Here is a 17,814-nt window from a genome sequence, read left to right as displayed (position 1 = left end):
AGGGCGGAGCCGTCGGCGTTATCGGTTGTCCGGATAGCAGAAAGCGTAATCCTCGCATCCGGGACAGCCCGGCGCGCAGGTCGGCGCTTCACCTCGCGCATGCGCGACTTCCTGCGCGAGAAACTTCTTCCAGCGCAGATTCGCGACATTGCGCGCGACGAGATCGGGATAGTGACGCCCGAGCATGTCGGTGACGTCGTCGCGTCCGGCGAGGCCGAGATCGCGCCACAGATGATCGGGCCGCAGCGACGCGGCGGCGATGATCGCCGCGAGACACAGCGCGTCTTGCCGATGCCGCGTCGCCGTGCGGTCGTGCCACATCAGAAGGCCGCGCAGATCGCGCACGAACGGCCAGTGCGCCGACCACAGCATCGCGCCCGGCGGACGATCGATCTTTGCGCCGGGAAAATGCCGGCCGATGAGCCGCGAGAGCGCGGCGGCGTCGAGGCCGAGCAGAAGCAGATCGCCCGATTCGACGCGCGCGCCGATGAGCCGCGCGAACAGCACGGAATCGGGCGCATCGGGATGGGCGGCGTGCGCGAGCAGCGCACGCGCTGATTCGTTCATCGATGCGACGTGCCCAGCACGTGCGCATCCACGCGCACGAGGCGCTTCATGTGGCGCGGCGCGTGCACCGTGTCCGCGCCCGACACGAGCACCGGCAGGCCGTCCTCGACGCCGAGTTCGCGATCCGCGCACTCATACGCGATGATCACCTGCGCGCCGATCGGCGTATTGAACAGCTCGTGCCATGAAAACGTCACGGCATAGCCGTCGTGCGCGTGCGCGAGAAACACGGTGCGCTTGAAATCCGTGTTGTCCGGGCGGCGCACGCCCGCCGCGTCGAGCAGCGCGCGCAACTGGACGCCGCGATAGCTTCCCATCGGACGGATGTAGCGGCCCGTCGAAAAGCACACGAGGTCGAACGGCTCGATGCTCGCGCACGCGAATTCGCGCAATGCGGCAAGATCGAGCGTGAGCGGCCTTTGCACCGCGCCGCCGATCTCGACGACAACGGGTTGAGCGGCGATCGACGGCGAAGGAATCGAGTATGCGAGGTCCATGAATGTGGCCTTGAGCAGCGTTATGTCTCCGAATATATTACGACGTCCGGCCCGATGCCATGTTTCTCGCGGCATATCGGACATGATCTTCGGCTTATCGACGGGAGAAGCGCATGAATCGGCGCCTGATTGCGGCAATCGCGGTATCGGTTTTCCTCGCGGCGTGCGGCTCGGTCGCGCCGGGCACGACCGCGCAGACAGTGCCGCTCGCGGGCACGCCGAACGGCGTCGCGGTGCGCGATTCGGACGGCGCGGTGTTCGTCACCGATGACAGGACCAACGCTATCGTCATGACGACGCATATCGGCGACGAGGACGCGCCCGCGTTCTCGGTTTATGCGCGCATTCCGGCTGCTGCGGGCGAGCGCACCGGTTTGAGCCAGATCGCGTTCGCGCCGAACGGACATCTGCTCGTCGAGCAATTCGGCTTCGGCACGGCGGCCGCGGTCTTCGATGTCGCGCCGAGCGGCCAGGTCGCGCTCGCGTCGGACACGAATTCCGCGCGGCGGCGTCTCGGTCTGCTCGTACTCGACAGCGGCACGTTTCTGTCGAGCTGGTTCGTGAAGGAAGGCAGCGCGCCGGCCGAAGGCGGCGTCAGCGTGATCACGCGCGGCACGGCGCCCCGGCAAATGATCGAGCGCGACATCGTCACCGGATTGGGGAAGCCGGTCGGGCTCGCGGCGGTCGGCGACATGCTCTACGTCAGCGATCAGGCCGCGAATCGCATCTACAAAGTGGATTTGCAGGCGGCGCGGGCGGCGAGCGCGCCCGTGCCCGCGAGCGATGTTTTCGCGACCGTCGATGCGCCCGACCTGATGGCCGCGACGCCCGACGGCACGCTCTACACGAAGTGCGGCGCGCACGCCGTCTGCAGCTTCTCGAAGCGCGGCCGTGCCACCGTGGTCGCCGACGATTTCGAAGCGCCGCGCGGCGTCGCGGTGGATGTCGCGCGCAAACGTCTGATCGTGGTGGACCGGTCGAGCGCGCCGGACAAGCCGAGCGCGCTGCGGGTCGTGCCGATCAAATGACGACGCTTCAGCGCGGCGACGACCAGCCCTTGTAGCTGCCGACGTTCTCCCGCGTGACGAGCGTCGACGGCAGCAGGATCGTCGTGCTGCTCGGCTTCTTGCCGTTCATCAGGTCGTAGCCGACGCTCACCGCCTGCTGCGCCATCGCCCACGGATCCTGGCTCGCCGATGCCTGGACCATCGTATCGGACTTGAGCGCCGTTTCGATATCGGGCGCGCCATCGACCGACGTGATCACGATGTTGTTCCGATGCAGTTGCTTCGCCGCGAGGTCCGTGCCGATCGCTTGCGGATCGTTGATCGCGAACACGCCGTCGAGTTTCGGGAAGCGCGTGAGATAACCCTGCATCGCGTTCATGCCGCCTTCGCGCGAGCCTTTCGCGTCCTGATCGTCGGACAGGATCTTGATGCCCGGATTCTTCGCGAGCACGCTCTTGCAGCCGTTCACGCGATCGATCACCGCTGATACCTGCGGCCCGTTCTCGATCACGACGTTGCCCTTGCCGTTGAGCTTCTTCGCCAGAAAATCGCAGGAGATTTCGCCGGCCTGCACGTTGTTGGTCTGAACGGTCGCGTCCGCGCCCGCCGCCGCGACATCGACCGCGATCACGACGATGCCCGCCTTCTGCGCTTTCTTCACCGCCGGCTCGATCGCCTTCGGATCGACGGCGTTGAGCAGAATCAGATCGACGTGCGCCGAGATGAAGTTGTCGATCTGCGTGAACTGCTTGTTCATGTCGTAGTCCGACGACACCGCCTGCACCTTGGCGTTCGGGTTGATCGTCTTGGCCTTCGCTTCCGCGCCCCGCGCGATGGTGACGAAGTACGGGTTGCCGAGCGAGCCGACCGTGATGCCGACGGACTTCAACTGCTTGTCGGCGGCGTGCGCGGACAGCGACAGGGTGAATCCGAGAGCGAGTGCGACGCTGGCGAAAAGCTTATTGTGTTTGCGCATGTTGTTGTCTCCAGTTGGTCCTTTTTTCGAGAGCGGGCGCACGCGGACCGAGTGCGCCCGGATAGCGGGAATCAGGTGCGAGCCGAGCCGCGCTGACGGTAACGATCGAGCGCCACCGCGCCGATGATCACGAGGCCCTTGATGATGTATTGCCAGATATCCGACACGCCGAGCAGCACGAGACCGTTCGTCAGCACCGCGATGATGAGCGCGCCCACCAGCGTGCCGACGATCGAACCCTCGCCGCCGACGAAGCTCGTGCCGCCGAGAATCACCGCGGCGATCGCATCGAGTTCGTACGACTGGCCGAGCTGCAAGCCGTTCGCGGCATAGAGACGCGCGGCGGACATCACCGCGCCGAGACCCGCGAGCAAGCCCGAGATCGCGTAGACGAAGAGCTGGATGCCCCACACCTTGATACCCGAAAGACGCGCCGCCTCCGGATTGCCGCCGACCGAATAGATGCGCAGTCCGAGCACCGTGCGGCGCAGGACGAACCACGACACGATCACGACCGCAATCGCGATGATCACGAGCCAGGGCACGCCGAAGAGCGTGTCGTTGCCGATGAACGCGAACGACAGTTGCGGATTGAAGATGGTCGTGTCGTGGCCGATCAACCGCGCGATACCGCGCACCGCGGTGAGCGAGCCGAGCGTCACGATGAACGGCGGCAGTCTCAGAAGCGCAATCAGGAGGCCGTTGACGACGCCGAAGCCGAGACCGACTGCGAGCGCGGCCGGAATGCCGAGCCATCCCCAGCCCGGAATATTCGACGCGAGCAGCGCGGTGACCGCCGCCGCCGACAGCACCGAGCCGACCGACAGGTCGATGCCGCCCGTGAGAATCACGAAGGTCATGCCCGCCGCGAGTACGATGTTGATCGATGCCTGCTGCGTGACGATCGACAGGTTCTGGAAGCTGAAGAAGCCGTCCGTCACGACGCCGAAGCCGATGCACAGCAGGATCAGGACGGGCAGCATGCCCGCGGTTCGCATCAGCACCTGCATGCGCTCGCGATGTTCGATGCGGTTCTGTCGTTGCGTTGTGCTTTCCGCCTTCGCAACCGGCGTGGTGCCCGTGTCGTGGTGTTTCGTCGTGTTAGCCATGTCTCTCTCCAGATTCCTTGGTGTCTTACGCCGCCTGATCGAGCGCGACCTTCGAGCCCGTCGCCAGTTCGATGATCCCTTCCTGCGAAATCGGCTTGCCGGAATGGCCGCCGAGTTCGCCCGCGATTTCGCCTTCGCGCATCACGAGCACGCGGTCCGCCACGCCGATGACTTCCGGCAGCTCGCTCGAGATGACGATCACGCCGACGCCCGAGCGCGCGAGATCGTTGATGATTCGATAAATCTCCGACTTCGCCCCGATATCGACGCCGCGTGTCGGCTCGTCGAGGATCAGCACGTCGGGCTTCGTTTCGAGCAGACGCGACAGCAGCACCTTCTGCTGGTTGCCGCCCGACAGCGCGCCCACGTTCACGCGCATGTTCGGCACGCGGATGGTGAGCGCGGCGATCGCGTCCTTCGCACGCGTGTTGCCGCGCGGCAGATCCATCACGCCCGCTTTCGCATCGCGTCCGGCGACCGTGATATTGATGTTGTCGCGCACGCTCATGTCGAGGAAGAGGCCCTGGCCCTTGCGGTCCTCGGTGAGATAGACGAGGCCCGCGTCGATCGCGTCGCGCGGCGTGCGCAGCTTCACCGGCTTGCCGTGCATCGACACTTCGCCGCGCGCCTTTTCCTCCGCGCCGAAGATCAGGCGCGCGAGCTCCGTGCGGCCCGCGCCGACCAGTCCCGCGATGCCCAGCACTTCGCCCTTGTGCAGGTCGAGGCTGCATCCTTTCACGCGATTGTTGTCGGCGATATCGCGCACGGACAGCACGACGTTGCCCGGATCGTAGGGTGCGTGCTGCTTCTTGTAGAAGCCGGAGATGTCGCGGCCGACCATCATCTTCACGAGGCTGTCGGCGGACAGTTCCTCGCGCATCAGCGTGCCGACGTACGATCCGTCGCGCAGCACCGAGACGCGATCCGACAGTTCATAGATCTCCGCCATCCGGTGGCTGATGTAGATGATCGCGATGCCTTCCGCGCGCAGCGTGCGCACGAGCTCGAAGAGACGATCGGTTTCGCGCGAGGAAAGCGGCGTGGTCGGCTCGTCCATCACGAGGATGCGCGCATGTGCATGCACGGCGCGTGCGATTTCGACCAGTTGCCGCTCCGCGATCGACAGATCGCCGACGAGCGTATGCGGCTTGAAGCTCGCGCCGAGGCGCTTGAGCACATCCTCGCAGCCGCGCTCCATGCCTTTGCGATCGACCAGCCTGTTGCGCCGCAGCTCGCGTCCCGCGTGGATGTTCTCCGCGACGGAAAGATTCGGCGCGAGGCTCAGTTCCTGATAGATCACCGCGACGCCGAGCGCGCGAGCGGCGAGCGGCCCGTCGATGGTGACCGGCTTGCCGTCGATGAGAATCTGGCCGCCCGCGTCGGCCTGATACGCGCCCGACAGGATTTTCATCAGCGTGGACTTGCCCGCGCCGTTTTCGCCCATCAACGAATGCACTTCACCGGGATAGACGGACAGGCGCACGTCGTTGAGCGCGCGCACGCCGGGAAAGGTCTTGCTGATGCCGCGCATTTCCAGAAGCGGCGTTCGGGTGGAAGGGTCATGCGGCATGGTTCACCTCTTGGGTTTTGATGCCCGCGTGGCGAATCGCCGCGCGCGGTGAGAAGTTGAAGAACATCGGCAACGTGGCCGCGCCGATCGCGCCCGCATCCGGGCCGAAGGAGCCGCGCACGAGCGTCGGGGTGCCGCGCGCTTCGGGCGCGTTGGCGGCGAGCGTCGTCGAGAGGCGCTTGACGAGCTGGTCGAGCAGGCCGCCGTCGATATCGGCATCGATCACGACCATCGGCACGTCGAGCACGCAGAGCGTCGCGCGCAGGGCGGGCGCGAGCGCCTCGATGCAGTCGTCGATCCATTCGTCGACAGCCGGAAGACGCTGCTCGATGCACGCCTGCAGGTCGATGCGGTTGTCCGCCGCCGCGCCGCAGTAGTGGAGATGCCGCACGAGCGCGTTCAGCGACGCGCGCGACAGCAGGATGTCCCACGGTCCCGCGGGTTGCGGCGCGGACGGCAGGCGGCTCGGCGGCACGGGAATCACGCCGATGTCGCCCGCATTGCCCGACGCGCCGCGCAGACAGTCGCCGTTGATCGCGATGCCGCCGCCGATGGCCGAGCCGAGAAACAGATAAACGAAGTCGTCGCAGCGGCGGCCGTGACCGTAGAAGAGTTCGGCGGTCGCGGCGGCGTTGCCGTCGTTTTCGCTAAAGACGGGCAGCGACAGCGCGCGGCCGAGTTCATCGGCGAAATCGGTTTCGTCCCAGGCGCGGAAGGTTTCGGCGGGCAGGCCGAGTTCGCGCAGCCAGCTACCGAGATTGAACGGCTGCGCGATGCCGACGCCCGCCAGCCGCTCGCGCTCCGGGGCCGAGAGCAGGCCGAGCATCTTCCCGATGTCGCGCCGCACGATCTCCAGCGCCTCGGCCGGATGCGGCAGCACGGCATCGAGTGCGCTGCGCGCGAGCACGTCGCCGGCGAAATTCACGAGCACCGTCTCGATGCCCGTGCGATCCAGCCGCACGCCGATACCGAACGCGCCGCGCGGATCGAGCCGGATCAGCGACGCGGGCTGGCCGCGCTGGCCTTCGAGACGGCGGCCGGTGTATTCGATCAGTCCCGCATTTTCCAGCGACTCGACGATGCTGCCGACCGCCGTGCTCGTCAGATTCGCGTGACGCGCGAGTTCGGCTTTCGATGCCGGCTCGGCGCGCCGCAGCGCCTGCAACAGCAGGCGCTCGTTGTACCGGCGCACGGTTGCGGAGTTGCTTCCTCTGCCGCTTGGGGATTTCACGCGCTGTCTCCGAAGGACGGCCATCGAGTCGCGGCCATTAATTAAATCAAGTTGATTTATTTAAGACTGACGGCGCGTCGAAGTAAAGGAGGGAAATCCCGGAGCTGCTTTTTTAAGCACGTTTTGAAGAGGCGATCGCATGAAGCGCGATGCTCTGAGGACGCAAATCGCGGACCCGGTGCGCTTTCACACTAGGCGATGCAATCGACAGTGCCAAGCCGGGCGCCGATGCTTTCCGGCGAGCTTACGGCCGGCGATAAACCAGCTTTCGACGGGCGGCGCCAGGCGAAGCGCCGGGCGGATCGATGTGCTATCGTCGGCGACACTTTTCGACACTTCCTTCGTCGCTTCATGTTCTCGATTTCCCAAGCCACGCACGCCAGCAAGGCCGCGCAATACGACGACCTGCTGCAGCAAGCCCGCGCGCTCATCGCCGATGAAACCGACTTCATCGCCAATGCCGCGAATTTTTCGTCGCTCGTCTATCACTCGCTGCCCGATCTCAACTGGGCCGGCTTCTATCTCTTCGATGGCACGGAGCTCGTCGTCGGGCCGTTTCAGGGCAAGCCGGCGTGCGTGCGCATCGCGCTCGGACGCGGCGTCTGCGGCACGGCGGCGCGTGAGCGGCGCACGCAGGTCGTGCCGGACGTGCATGCGTTTCCCGGACATATCGCGTGCGATTCGGCGTCGCGCTCGGAGATCGTCGTGCCGCTCGTCGCGAGCGATGGCACGCTGATCGGCGTATGGGACGTGGACAGCCCCGTGCCGAACCGCTTCGACGATGAAGACGCGCTCGGCATGGAAGCGCTGTGCACGGCTTTCGTCGCGCTCGCGTGGGGCAAGCAAACGGAGCGCTGACATGTCCACCGGGCCGACCGATAACGGCGTCGTCACGATTGCGAGCGCGCACGGCGCCATCGACACCGCCGACAAGCTCGAAGCGCTGATCCGCGCGCGGGGACTGATGCTCTTCGCGCGCATCGACTTCAGCGGCGACGCCGCCCGCGCCGGCCTCGCGATGCCGCCGAGCCAGTTGCTCGTGTTCGGCAATCCGCAGGCGGGCACGCCGCTGATGCAGGCCGTGCCGACCGCCGCGCTCGATTTGCCGCTCAAGGTTTTGTCGTGGGAAGGCGCGGACGGCCGCGCGTGGCTCTCCTATAACGCGACGGAATATCTGCGCGCGCGTCACGGGCTCGACGCCGACGCGATGAAGCCCGTGAGCGGCGTGGCCGCGCTCGTGGAGGCGGCGGCGCGCTGACAATTTGGCGTCATCGGCGGCCGGACGCGTGCGTCTACAATGAGACGTTTTCCTTCCGTCTCGATATTCCATGACGAGCCTTGTCCGCCGACGCCTGCTTGCCGCCTGCGCCCTGAGCGCTTGCGCGTTCGCGCGTGCGCGCGATGTGCGCGCGGCGTCCGACAAGGCCACCGTCGCGCTCGTCATGAAGTCGCTGAACGATCCCTTCGTCACGTCGATGATCGAGGGCGCGCGCAATTACCAGCGGCACTACGCGTCGCAACTCGATCTCGCGACGAACGGCACGCTCACGGACAACGACGTGGCCGGGCAGATTCACATCGTCGAAACGCTGATCGACGCGAAAGTCAACGCGATCGTCATCGCGCCCGCGGATTCGAAGGCGCTGCTGCCCGTGGCCGTGAAGGCGATCGGCGCGGGCATCATCGTGATCGCGATCGATAATCCCTTCGACGAAGCCGCGCAGGACGCGGCGAACATCACGATTCCGTTCGTCGGGCCGGATAGCCGGCGCGGGGCGAAGCTCGTCGGCGCGTATCTCGGCTCGAAGCTGAAGGCGGGCGACGAGGTCGGCATCATCGAGGGGCCGTCGAACGATCTCAACGCGCAGCAGCGCACGCTCGGCTTCAAGGATGCGATGAACGCGGCGGGCATGCGCATCGCCGATTCCGACGGCGGCGACTGGACCGCGGCGAGCGGCAAGTCGATCGCGTTGCAGATGCTCTACGCGCATCCGGATGTGCGCGGCCTGCTCTGCGCGAACGACAATATCGCGATGGGCGCGATCGACGCGATCCGTATTGCCGGCAAGAAGGGCCGCGTGCTGGTGACGGGGTACAACAATATCGACGCCGTGCAGCCGATGCTCGACGACGGCCGCCTGCTCGCGACGGTCGAGCAGTTCGGCGCGCGGCAGGCGGTGTTCGGCGTGGATGTCGCGGTGAAGGCGTTGCTCGAAAAGCGGCGGCAAAGGGATTTGTCGCCGTATATGGAGACGCCGGTTCAGCTGGTGACGAAGGGGCAGGCGAAGGGGTTTCGGTTCGGGGCGTCGTGAGAGGGCTTTAGGAATGATCGTGTAGGGCGTCTCGTCGAATTCGCATATGTTGTGCGGCAAAGGTGCGACTTCGACGAGGAAACTGTTGCATGACGACTCAACACGCTCATCACCACCGCCAGTTCAAGCAGCCGAACACAGCGTGGAAAGCTATTCCCACAGACGTCGTGCCGCTCTACGTTCGGTCCGCGCTCAGAGACGCCATTCGCCTCGAAGCTGTTTCCGAGGCGGACTACGATCATTTGCTCTGGATTCTGGCCCAAGAGTCGAGCGGCATCGTGGATAACCGCAATCACGGTTCAAGTGCGCGAGGTCTGTTTCAGCTTTTGCACGCGCAATACGATCTGAATCCCCACGGGGAAAAGTCGTTTGGCAATGCCGTGGAGAAATGTCAGGGCCGGATTCGCTATATCTACGGTCGCTACCATTCGGCAAGAGCGGCAAGAGATTTCTGGGAAAGACATCACTGGTATTGATCCGTGCGAAAACACTTGCTCGCCCTCTGCCTGCTGCTCATCGCAGCGCCCATTCCGGGTTTCGCTCACGACGCCGAGCCGAATTTCGCGGACTATCCAGCAACGGTCGAACAGGCGCACGGACCCGTCAAGCTACGGTTGACGACGCGCGAAAGTCGCCGCTACATCACGCAACTCACCGAAGCGGCAAGCGCTCCCGTCAACTTCGCCGGGCACTTCATCATGACCGAATGGGGCTGCGGAGCCGGCTGCGTCACGGCCGCCGCGATCGACGCAAAGACGGGAAAGGTCGTGATGCTTCCCTTCACCGTCTCAGACTGGCCACTCGATATCACCGAGCCTCTGAGTTACCGGAAGGACAGTTCGTTGCTGATCGTTCGCGGAAGCAGAAACGAACGAGGCCCGGGCACTTACTACTATCGATTCGACGGCGCCGCGTTCCGGTTGATCGAAGCGCCACCCGGGACACAGCGCCCACGACCTTAACTCATCGCCTTCCCCAACAACCCCCGCGCAGCAAGACTCCGATACAACGCGCGTACCCCAAACGTCCAAGGCTCGATCTCCGTCGACAACCTCACCGTATTGACCAGCGCCCCGAGGCTCGGCGTCGAGATCGTCACGACATCGCCGAGATGATGCGTGAACCCGCCGCCTTCCGTATCGCGATCCTTGATCGGCGAGAACATCGTGCCGAGGAACAGCATGAAGCCGTCCGGATACTGATGATGCGCGCCGTGCGTCTGCGTGACGAGATCGGCCGGATCGCGGCTGATTTCGCTCATGTGGCTCACGCCTTCGAGCACGAAGCCATCGTCCGCGCCTTCGATGCGCAGCGACAGGCTCGAAGCGCGCACCGTATCCAGCGTGAAGCGTTCATCGAACAGTCGCACGAAGGGGCCGATCGCGCACGACGCGTTGTTGTCCTTCGCCTTGCCGAGCAACAGCGCGCTACGTCCTTCGATATCGCGCAGATTCACGTCGTTGCCGAGCGTCGCACCGACGATCTCGCCGCGCGCATTCACCGCGAGCACGATCTCCGGCTCGGGGTTGTTCCATTGCGATGTCGGATACAGGCCGACGTCCGCGCCGAATCCCACCGACGACATCGGCTGCGACTTCGAAAACACCTCCGCGTCCGGCCCGATGCCGACTTCCATGTATTGCGACCACGCGCCGCGCCGCTCCAGTTCGGCCTTCAGTTTCGCCGCGCTTTCCGAACCCGGCTTGATCTTCGACAGATCCGCGCCGATCAGCTTGTTGATCGTGTCGCGCACTTCCTGCGCGCGGCTCGCGTCGCCGCCGGCCTGCTCCTCGATCACGCGTTCCAGCAGACTCACCGCGAACGTGACGCCGCACGCCTTCACGGCCTGCACGTCGCAGGGCGCGAGCAGGCGTGCGGCATCGGCGGAACCGTCGAGCGTCGCTTGCAGCAAGTCCTGAACGTTGCCGAGATGCTCGCCTTCGGCATTGCGGGCGATGTCGAGTACATCGGCGCTGTCGAAGAGATCGGCGGTCGTCGGCGCGGCGCGCGTGATGTCGAACACCTCACCGCGGCGCACCGCGACGACGGCGGGACCGTTCACCGGCGCGGGACGCCAGACACGGCCGATCAGCACGGCATCGGCGAAATCTTCGGGCAGAAAGGAGGAGACGTTGACGGTTTGCATGTAGGCGAATGACGGGCGGGAAAGGAAAACCGATCGTAGCCCGCGTGCGTGACAGTGTCCATCGGGTTGATTAATTATCCAACCTGTTGGAATATTCGCACATGGAAAAAACCTACGACGTCCCCGCGCTGCGTCGCGCGAGCGATATTCTCGAAGCGCTCGCCGCCGCCGCAAAACCGGTGCGCGCCGCGTCGCTTGCCGAAGAGACCGGACTCTCGCGCAGCACGCTCTATCTGATGCTCGAAACGCTCGCGCGCATGCAATGGATCGAAAAGCACGACGACGGCTACATGATCGGCGTGGGCCTCTTCGAGCTCGGCAACGCGTACGTGCGTCACGACAAGTTGCAGGCCGCGTTTCGCGAGGGCGCGGGCGCATTCATCAACAAGCACAACGAAGTCGTGCAGCTCGCGGTGCTCGACGGCGTGCAGGTGGTCTATATCGCGCGGGAGGATGCGCATCGTCCGGTGCGGCTCGTGTCCGATCTCGGCTCGCGTCTGCCCGCACACTGCTGCGCGCTCGGCAAGGCGCTGCTCGCCGGAATGGCCGATGAAACCGTGATCGAACGTCTTCCCGAGCGTCTCGAAGCAGTAACGCCGCGCACCATCACGCGGCGCGCGGCGTTGTTACGCGAACTCGCGTCGATCCGCGCGAGCGGGCTCGCCGTCGAGCGCGAGGAAGTCGCCGAAGGTCTTGCGTGTTTCGCGGCCTATGTCGGGATGACGCCGGCGGGCAAGCGCGTCGCGGTATCGACGAGCGTGCCGATCGGCCGGCTCGATCCGAAGCGTGAAAAGCAGATTTCGATCGGCATCGTGCAGCTTGCGTCTCACTTGCGCGCGTCGCTCTGACGATGCGATGCGCGCGCGTCCACGCGGCCCGCCGAGGTGGCAAAGCGCGCCTCGATCGATGCCATTTCCTTCTCCGCATGCAACGGCGCCGCCGCGTGCGCCGCGATCAGCACGTCGCAGCGAGCGTGTGAGCAGACCACGTCGCGCAGACGCGCTTCGCCGTGACGCCAGCCGGTATCCGCTTCGCCGCCGAGCACGATGAGATCCGCGCCCGCCGCTTTCGCCTCCTTCGCGATCAGCTCGCCGACGCTCGTGCCGTCGAGCGGCTGCGTGATGCTGCGCGCGACGCCGTCGATGCCCGCGCTGTCGATCAGGCGCGCCGCATAGCGTGTGACGGCCCGCGCGTGATCGTCGATGACATCGAGCGTGTCGCCCGGATTGCTGTCGGCGGTGACGATGGCCCACCACGGCATCTGATCGACGATATGCAGCGCCGTGAGCCGCGCATTGCAGGCGCGGGCGCGCGTGATGGCGGTGGTCAGGGCGCTTTCGCTGAGGCTCGTGCCGACCGCGACGAGAATGTGCTTGTACATGGTGTGTCTCCGGTGTGGTTCGCTCAGACCGGATGATCGGCGCGCAAAGTTAGCCGCGAATGAGCGCGAGCCTGCATCTTTTACAAAGGAACTTAACAATCGCGCGACGGGGCTTCGGCGCGCGGTTTTCGCGCTTTTCATGCCAGCCCGCACACACGTTCGGTTTCAACGGCATCGCGCTTCCCGGGGAATGGTGTTTGCTTCCCGTCGCCCGAATGCTTTTGCACGAGCGGCATTCGCGCATTCCACGCGCAAGTTCAGCCTGCGGTTCCGCCCGGCGTTCGTCGGGATCCATCCGAAAGTGAGCGGCGATGTCAGATCGAGACGACTCCGATACCCACGACGACGAGCGCGAAGGCGAACGCGCGTCCTCGCACGGCGATGCAGCGGATAAAGACAAAGACGCGAAAGACGATGAAAAGAAGCCCGCCAAAAAGCCCGGCAAGAAGCCGCTCATCATTCTGGGCATCGTGGTCGTCGTGCTGGCGATCGGCGCATTCGTCTGGTGGTTCCTGACGCGCAATCAGGTCAGCACCGACGACGCCTACACCGACGGCGACGCCGTCACGATCGCGCCGAAGGTATCGGGCTATGTCGTGACGATGAACATCGACGACAACCGCTTCGTGCATCAGGGCGATCTGCTCATCAAGATCGATCCGCGCGATTATCAGGCGCAACTCGATCAGGCCAGCGCGCAACTCGGACTCGCGCAGGCGCAACTGCATGCATCGGAAACGCAGCTCGAAGTCGCGCGCGTGCAGTATCCCGCGCAACTCGCGCAGGCTCAGGCGCAGGAACTCACCGCGCGCGCCAATCTCGTGCAGGCGAGCGCGGCTTACGAGCGTCAGCATTCCGTCGATATTCGCGCGACCTCGCAACAGAACATCGACACCGCCGACGCGCAGCAGAAAAGCGCGCAGGCGAACGTCGCGCAGGCGCGCGCGCAGGTGCGCACGGCGAGCCTCGTGCCGCAGCAGATCGCGCAGGTGCTCGCGACGGTCGAGGAGCGGCGTCAGCAGGTGCGTCAGGCGCAAGCGCAAGTCGAGGCGGCCCAACTGAATCTCTCGTACACGGAATTGCGCGCTCCGGCCGATGGCTGGATCACGAAGCGCAACGTGCAATTCGGCACGTTCCTGCAGGCGGGCACGTCGATTCTCACGCTCGTCACGACGCGCGTCTGGGTCACGGCGAACTTCAAGGAATCGCAACTGGATCGGATGCAGCCGGGCGACAAGGTCGATATCGATGTCGATGCATATCCCGCGATGAAGCTGCACGGTCATGTCGACAGCGTGCAGCTCGGCAGCGGCTCGCGCTTCTCCGCGTTCCCCGCCGAAAACGCGACGGGCAACTTCGTGAAGATCGTGCAGCGCGTGCCGGTGAAGATTCTCATCGACGATGGACTGAAGCCGGGCACGTCGCTGCCGCTCGGATTGTCCGTGGTGCCGACCGTCATGCTGCGGCATTGAAACCATGAGTGATAGCACCGCGCAACACGATCACAGCGGCTGGAAGCCGAGCGCGAATCCGTGGCTGATCGCGGTCGTCGTGACGCTCGCGGCGTTCATGGAAGTGCTCGACACGACCATCGTGAACGTCGCGCTGCCGCACATCTCCGGCACCATGTCCGCGAGCTACGACGAAGCGACGTGGACGCTCACGTCCTATCTCGTCGCGAACGGCATCGTGCTGCCGCTGTCCGCGTACTTCTCGAAGATACTCGGACGCAAGCGCTACTTCCTCATCTGCATCGCGGCGTTCACCGTCTGTTCCTTCATGTGCGGCATCGCGACGAATCTCGGGCAACTCATCATCTTCCGTATCCTGCAGGGCTTTTTCGGCGGCGGCCTGCAGCCGAGCCAGCAGTCGATCATTCTCGATACCTTTCCGCCCGAGCAACGCGGCCGCGCGTTCTCGATTTCGGCGGTCGCGATCGTCGTCGCGCCCGTGCTCGGCCCGACGCTCGGCGGCTGGATCACCGATAACTTCACGTGGCGCTGGGTCTTTCTCATCAACGTGCCGGTAGGCGTGCTGACGACCATCGCGGTGACGCAGTTCGTCGAAGACCCGCCGTGGGAAAAGCGGCAGGATCCGAAGAAGGTGGGCATCGATGTGGTCGGCATCGGGCTGATCGCGCTCGGGCTCGGCTGTCTGCAAGTGTTTCTCGATCGCGGCGAGGACGACGACTGGTTCTCGTCGAATTTCATCGTGACGTTCGCGGTGCTCGCGGCGGTGGGTATCGTCGGCGCGACGGTGTGGCTCCTGTACGCGAAGAAGCCCGTGGTCGATCTGCGCGTGCTGAAGGACCGCAACTTCGCGCTCGGCTCGGCGGCGATCGTCGGCTTCGCGTCGGTGCTTTACGGCAGCGCCGTCCTGATACCGCAACTCGCGCAACAGCAACTCGGCTACACCGCGACGCTCGCCGGTCTCGTGCTGTCGCCCGGCGCGATATGCATCGTGTTTCTGATTCCCATCGTCAGCAAGCTGATGAACGTGATCCAGACGCGCTTTCTCGTGGCGTTCGGCTTCTTTCTGATGGGATGCGCGTTGCTGTATTCGCATCATCTCGTGCCCAACATCGACTATGTGACGCTGACGAAGATGCGCAGCGCGCAGTCCATCGGCATCGGTTTTCTGTTCGTGCCGGTGACGACGCTCGCGTATCTGTCCTTGCCGAAATCGATGAACAACGACGCGTCCGCGCTCTTCACGATGTTCCGCAACGTCGCCGGTTCGATCGGCATATCGCTCGCGACCGCGATGATCCGCGAGCGCACGCAGGCGAACATGGCGCATATGGTCGAGCATCTGACGCCGCTCAATCAGCCCTACAACGAAGCGGTGCAGCGCATCGCGCGCACGCTGATGGACTCCGGCCAGACGATGACGCAGGCGATGTCCGCGGCGACCGGCCAGATGTACAAGACGCTCGTTTCGCAGGCGACGATCCTCGCGTATCTCGACGTGTTCGCCGCGTGCGCGATCTTCGCGTTCCTGTTCATTCCGCTGACGTTCTTCTTTTCGCCCGTGAAGGCGTCCGGCCAGGCGGGAGGGCATTGAGATGAGATTACGTCACAGTATGCCGATGCTCGCGCTTGCGTTGAGTGCATGCGCCGTCGGCCCCGACTACACGCCGCCGAAAGCCGATGTCCCCGCCGACTGGAGCGACACGCAGCGCGCGCAGAACGCGCCGGACGATCCGCGCGTGCCGCATGCGGATTCGCCATCGACGGCGCAGACTTCGGCCGATCCCGATCCGCGCTGGTGGAAGCAGTTCAACGATCCGACGCTGGATTCGCTGATCGATCGCGCGGTCGCGGGCAATCTCGATTTGCAGAGCACCGTGCTGCGCATCGCGGCGGCGCGTGAAGAAAGCGTGTCGGCGGCGGCGCAGGGCTTGCCGCAAGTCAGTGCGAGCGCGAGTGTGAAGCGTCAGCAACTGGGCGTGAAAGGTTTGCTCGAATCGCAGGGCGTGTACGACCGGCTCGACAGCCTCGGCGCGAACGGCGCGCAGATACGTCAGGGCATCGATTCCGCGACGGGCCCGGTCACGCTCTTTCAGGATGGCTTCGATGCATCGTGGGAACTGGATCTCTTCGGTCGCGTGCGGCGCTCGGTCGAATCGGCGAATGCGCAGACGCAGGCCGAAATCGAAAGCCGCAACGATGCGCTCGTGTCGCTCGAATCGGAAGTCGCACGTACGTACGCACAGTTGCGCGGCGCGCAGACGATCAAGCAGATCACGCTGGCCGAGATCGACGCCGAGCAACAGATTCTCGACCTCACGCGCGAACAGGCGCGCGTCGGCCTGACGAGTCAGCAGGACGTGCAAAGCGCGAGCGCGCAAGTCGGATCGTTGCAGGCGCAACTGCCGACGCTCGATGCGCAGATCGCACAGGCGCTGAACGGCCTCGCCGTGCTGACCGGCAGCGCGCCGGGCACGCTCGACGCGGAACTGTCGGATGCGCGCGCGGTGCCGCCCGTACCGCCGACGGTGCCGGTCGGCTTGCCATCGACGCTCGCGCGCCGGCGTCCCGATATCCGTCGGGCCGAAGCGCAACTGCATTCGGCGACGGCGGAAGTGGGCGTCGCGGTCGCGCAGATGTATCCGGATATCTCACTAACTGGACAAGTGGGCACGCGTGCGACGAAGGCGCGCTATCTCGCGCATTGGTCGAGTCTGTTCTGGTCGATCGGGCCGAGCATTTCGCTGCCGATCTTCGAGGGCGGCGCGTTGCGTGCGAACGTACGTGTGGCGAAGGCGCAGGCGGGGCAAGCGGCGTTGCAGTATCGGCAAACCGTGCTCAATGCGTTGCAGGAAGTGGATAACGCACTGGTGTCGTATCGCACGGAGCAGGATCGGCGCGCGGCGCTCACGCGCACCGTCGAAGCGAACCGCGTCAGCCTGCAACTCGCGACGGAGAGCTATCGCAAAGGCATCACGCCCTTCGTGACCGTACTCGATGCCGAGCGCCAGCTTGCGCAGACGCGCGAGCAACTCGCGCAATCGACGGTCAATGTGACCACCGATCTCATCGCCGTCTACAAATCGCTCGGCGGCGGATGGCAGGACGATGAATCCGCGACCGCGCAAAATTAACGGCGGCGCTTCTTCCAGTCGTAATCGGCGGGCGGATCGGCGACGCCGGGCTTACCGACCGCATGCGGGTTTTCACTGCATAGCGTGACGAAGCCGATGTCGTCGCCATCGGCCTGGCGCTTGCGCAGTTCTTCCGCAAAGCGCAGCGCGTCGGCGAGCGCGTTTTCATCGAATCTTTTGAAATGCGCCGCGCCCTCGATATCAGGGTTGCCGCCGAGCCAATACACGACGAACATCGTTTAGCCTCTCGTTTGGGGATGTGTGCACCATCGTCACGCACGGCGATGAAGATCCTGCACGGCGCCCGTGCATCGGCGCGCCGTGACAGCCACCGGGTATTCCCGAAGTGTAACGTCGGCGAGCCGCGTGCCGCCTGACGATGACTTCCGAACGCTCGCGAGGGAATGATCGTTGC

Annotated in this window: 19 protein-coding genes; 10 read left to right on the top strand and 9 right to left on the bottom strand. The window is 64.9% G+C overall.

Annotated features, from left to right (window positions below):
* Nucleotides 1-18: 18 nt before the first annotated feature.
* On the bottom strand, nucleotides 19-567 hold the full coding sequence (locus tag QCE73_RS21440; RefSeq protein ID WP_309883471.1) for a nitrogen fixation protein NifQ: 549 nt from the start codon (nucleotides 565-567) through the stop codon (nucleotides 19-21).
* Nucleotides 564-1,064 carry a molybdopterin-dependent oxidoreductase gene (locus tag QCE73_RS21435; protein ID WP_035502250.1) on the bottom strand — a complete coding sequence of 167 codons (501 nt, stop codon included), beginning with the start codon at nucleotides 1,062-1,064 and terminating at the stop codon, nucleotides 564-566. Before QCE73_RS21435 ends, QCE73_RS21440 begins: the two co-directional genes overlap by 4 nt.
* 113 nt (nucleotides 1,065-1,177) lie before the next feature.
* Here QCE73_RS21435 and QCE73_RS21430 point away from each other — a divergent pair, with 113 nt between their 5' ends.
* Nucleotides 1,178-2,092, top strand: a complete 915-nt coding sequence (locus tag QCE73_RS21430; RefSeq protein ID WP_309883470.1) for a hypothetical protein — start codon at nucleotides 1,178-1,180, stop codon at nucleotides 2,090-2,092.
* Nucleotides 2,093-2,099: 7 nt separating this feature from the next.
* Here the strand turns inward: QCE73_RS21430 and QCE73_RS21425 are convergent, their stop codons facing one another.
* The 4 genes from QCE73_RS21425 to QCE73_RS21410 form a co-directional block, all read right to left on the bottom strand.
* The gene (locus QCE73_RS21425) at nucleotides 2,100-3,047 is read right to left on the bottom strand and encodes an ABC transporter substrate-binding protein (protein WP_309883469.1); all 948 of its coding nucleotides are present in this window, start codon (nucleotides 3,045-3,047) and stop codon (nucleotides 2,100-2,102) included.
* A 71-nt stretch (nucleotides 3,048-3,118) separates the two neighbouring features.
* On the bottom strand, nucleotides 3,119-4,075 hold the full coding sequence (locus tag QCE73_RS21420; RefSeq protein ID WP_404989805.1) for an ABC transporter permease subunit: 957 nt from the start codon (nucleotides 4,073-4,075) through the stop codon (nucleotides 3,119-3,121).
* Between the two features lie 106 nt (nucleotides 4,076-4,181).
* Nucleotides 4,182-5,726, bottom strand: coding sequence for a sugar ABC transporter ATP-binding protein (locus QCE73_RS21415; protein ID WP_035502243.1), 1,545 nt, complete (start codon nucleotides 5,724-5,726; stop codon nucleotides 4,182-4,184).
* Nucleotides 5,716-6,957 carry an ROK family transcriptional regulator gene (locus tag QCE73_RS21410; protein WP_309883468.1) on the bottom strand — a complete coding sequence of 414 codons (1,242 nt, stop codon included), beginning with the start codon at nucleotides 6,955-6,957 and terminating at the stop codon, nucleotides 5,716-5,718. The genes QCE73_RS21415 and QCE73_RS21410 overlap by 11 nt, the downstream gene beginning before the upstream one ends.
* Nucleotides 6,958-7,308: 351 nt before the next feature.
* On the opposite strand from QCE73_RS21410, the gene QCE73_RS21405 reads away from it, so the two are divergent.
* The 5 genes from QCE73_RS21405 to QCE73_RS21385 all read left to right on the top strand — a co-directional run bounded on the left by QCE73_RS21405 (nucleotide 7,309) and on the right by QCE73_RS21385 (nucleotide 10,231).
* Entirely contained in the window at nucleotides 7,309-7,815 is a 507-nt protein-coding gene (locus tag QCE73_RS21405) for a GAF domain-containing protein (RefSeq protein WP_309883467.1), read from the top strand.
* Nucleotide 7,816: 1 nt separating this feature from the next.
* Nucleotides 7,817-8,215: a DUF302 domain-containing protein gene (locus tag QCE73_RS21400; protein ID WP_309883466.1), complete on the top strand. Its 399-nt coding sequence runs from the start codon at nucleotides 7,817-7,819 to the stop codon at nucleotides 8,213-8,215.
* 70 nt (nucleotides 8,216-8,285) lie between these two features.
* Complete coding sequence (locus QCE73_RS21395) at nucleotides 8,286-9,269, top strand: substrate-binding domain-containing protein (RefSeq protein ID WP_035502238.1); 984 nt, start codon at nucleotides 8,286-8,288, stop codon at nucleotides 9,267-9,269.
* Nucleotides 9,270-9,358: 89 nt separating this feature from the next.
* On the top strand, nucleotides 9,359-9,745 hold the full coding sequence (locus tag QCE73_RS21390) for a hypothetical protein (protein ID WP_309883465.1): 387 nt from the start codon (nucleotides 9,359-9,361) through the stop codon (nucleotides 9,743-9,745).
* Between the two features lie 15 nt (nucleotides 9,746-9,760).
* Nucleotides 9,761-10,231 (top strand): hypothetical protein, encoded by a 471-nt coding sequence (locus QCE73_RS21385; protein WP_309883464.1) that lies wholly within the window; start codon nucleotides 9,761-9,763, stop codon nucleotides 10,229-10,231.
* Here QCE73_RS21385 and QCE73_RS21380 read toward each other — a convergent pair.
* The gene (locus QCE73_RS21380) at nucleotides 10,228-11,415 is read right to left on the bottom strand and encodes a fumarylacetoacetate hydrolase family protein (RefSeq protein ID WP_309883463.1); all 1,188 of its coding nucleotides are present in this window, start codon (nucleotides 11,413-11,415) and stop codon (nucleotides 10,228-10,230) included. The two genes, QCE73_RS21385 and QCE73_RS21380, sit on opposite strands and share 4 nt — an antisense overlap.
* Before the next feature lie 101 nt (nucleotides 11,416-11,516).
* Here QCE73_RS21380 and QCE73_RS21375 point away from each other — a divergent pair, with 101 nt between their 5' ends.
* Nucleotides 11,517-12,263: an IclR family transcriptional regulator gene (locus tag QCE73_RS21375; RefSeq protein ID WP_035502234.1), complete on the top strand. Its 747-nt coding sequence runs from the start codon at nucleotides 11,517-11,519 to the stop codon at nucleotides 12,261-12,263.
* Here the strand turns inward: QCE73_RS21375 and QCE73_RS21370 are convergent.
* A complete protein-coding gene (locus tag QCE73_RS21370) occupies nucleotides 12,242-12,796 on the bottom strand; it encodes a universal stress protein (protein ID WP_309883462.1) in 555 nt (184 codons plus the stop codon). The genes QCE73_RS21375 and QCE73_RS21370 overlap by 22 nt on opposite strands.
* Nucleotides 12,797-13,107: 311 nt before the next feature.
* On the opposite strand from QCE73_RS21370, the gene QCE73_RS21365 reads away from it, so the two are divergent.
* Genes QCE73_RS21365 through QCE73_RS21355 form a run of 3 tightly spaced genes read left to right on the top strand, consistent with a single transcriptional unit; the run spans nucleotide 13,108 to nucleotide 17,399 of the window.
* Nucleotides 13,108-14,268 (top strand): HlyD family secretion protein, encoded by a 1,161-nt coding sequence (locus QCE73_RS21365; RefSeq protein ID WP_309883461.1) that lies wholly within the window; start codon nucleotides 13,108-13,110, stop codon nucleotides 14,266-14,268.
* Between the two features lie 4 nt (nucleotides 14,269-14,272).
* On the top strand, nucleotides 14,273-15,859 hold the full coding sequence (locus QCE73_RS21360) for a DHA2 family efflux MFS transporter permease subunit (protein WP_309883460.1): 1,587 nt from the start codon (nucleotides 14,273-14,275) through the stop codon (nucleotides 15,857-15,859).
* Between the two features lies 1 nt (nucleotide 15,860).
* Nucleotides 15,861-17,399, top strand: a complete 1,539-nt coding sequence (locus QCE73_RS21355) for an efflux transporter outer membrane subunit (protein WP_309883459.1) — start codon at nucleotides 15,861-15,863, stop codon at nucleotides 17,397-17,399.
* On the opposite strand, the gene QCE73_RS21350 is transcribed toward QCE73_RS21355, so the two are convergent.
* Nucleotides 17,396-17,635, bottom strand: coding sequence for a hypothetical protein (locus tag QCE73_RS21350; RefSeq protein ID WP_035502222.1), 240 nt, complete (start codon nucleotides 17,633-17,635; stop codon nucleotides 17,396-17,398). The genes QCE73_RS21355 and QCE73_RS21350 overlap by 4 nt on opposite strands.
* Between the last annotated feature and the right edge of the window lie 179 nt (nucleotides 17,636-17,814).

Source organism: Caballeronia sp. LZ029, from assembly GCF_031451275.1.
GTDB classification, from domain to species: Bacteria; Pseudomonadota; Gammaproteobacteria; order Burkholderiales; family Burkholderiaceae; genus Caballeronia; species Caballeronia jiangsuensis.
The sequence above is the reverse complement of the archived record's forward strand: the minus strand, read 5'-3'. Positions and strand labels throughout refer to the sequence as shown.

What these genes read in the sequence shown, in the direction of transcription:
- QCE73_RS21350 (WP_035502222.1), bottom strand. Translation starts at nt 17,635, where the DNA reads ATGTTCGTCGTGTATTGGCTCGGCGGCAACCCTGATATCGAGGGCGCG.
- QCE73_RS21375 (WP_035502234.1), top strand. Translation starts at nt 11,517, where the DNA reads ATGGAAAAAACCTACGACGTCCCCGCGCTGCGTCGCGCGAGCGATATT.
- QCE73_RS21395 (WP_035502238.1), top strand. Translation starts at nt 8,286, where the DNA reads ATGACGAGCCTTGTCCGCCGACGCCTGCTTGCCGCCTGCGCCCTGAGC.
- QCE73_RS21400 (WP_309883466.1), top strand. Translation starts at nt 7,817, where the DNA reads ATGTCCACCGGGCCGACCGATAACGGCGTCGTCACGATTGCGAGCGCG.
- QCE73_RS21370 (WP_309883462.1), bottom strand. Translation starts at nt 12,796, where the DNA reads ATGTACAAGCACATTCTCGTCGCGGTCGGCACGAGCCTCAGCGAAAGC.
- QCE73_RS21415 (WP_035502243.1), bottom strand. Translation starts at nt 5,726, where the DNA reads ATGCCGCATGACCCTTCCACCCGAACGCCGCTTCTGGAAATGCGCGGC.
- QCE73_RS21430 (WP_309883470.1), top strand. Translation starts at nt 1,178, where the DNA reads ATGAATCGGCGCCTGATTGCGGCAATCGCGGTATCGGTTTTCCTCGCG.
- QCE73_RS21380 (WP_309883463.1), bottom strand. Translation starts at nt 11,415, where the DNA reads ATGCAAACCGTCAACGTCTCCTCCTTTCTGCCCGAAGATTTCGCCGAT.
- QCE73_RS21365 (WP_309883461.1), top strand. Translation starts at nt 13,108, where the DNA reads ATGTCAGATCGAGACGACTCCGATACCCACGACGACGAGCGCGAAGGC.
- QCE73_RS21355 (WP_309883459.1), top strand. Translation starts at nt 15,861, where the DNA reads ATGAGATTACGTCACAGTATGCCGATGCTCGCGCTTGCGTTGAGTGCA.
- QCE73_RS21425 (WP_309883469.1), bottom strand. Translation starts at nt 3,047, where the DNA reads ATGCGCAAACACAATAAGCTTTTCGCCAGCGTCGCACTCGCTCTCGGA.
- QCE73_RS21435 (WP_035502250.1), bottom strand. Translation starts at nt 1,064, where the DNA reads ATGGACCTCGCATACTCGATTCCTTCGCCGTCGATCGCCGCTCAACCC.
- QCE73_RS21405 (WP_309883467.1), top strand. Translation starts at nt 7,309, where the DNA reads ATGTTCTCGATTTCCCAAGCCACGCACGCCAGCAAGGCCGCGCAATAC.
- QCE73_RS21360 (WP_309883460.1), top strand. Translation starts at nt 14,273, where the DNA reads ATGAGTGATAGCACCGCGCAACACGATCACAGCGGCTGGAAGCCGAGC.
- QCE73_RS21440 (WP_309883471.1), bottom strand. Translation starts at nt 567, where the DNA reads ATGAACGAATCAGCGCGTGCGCTGCTCGCGCACGCCGCCCATCCCGAT.
- QCE73_RS21390 (WP_309883465.1), top strand. Translation starts at nt 9,359, where the DNA reads ATGACGACTCAACACGCTCATCACCACCGCCAGTTCAAGCAGCCGAAC.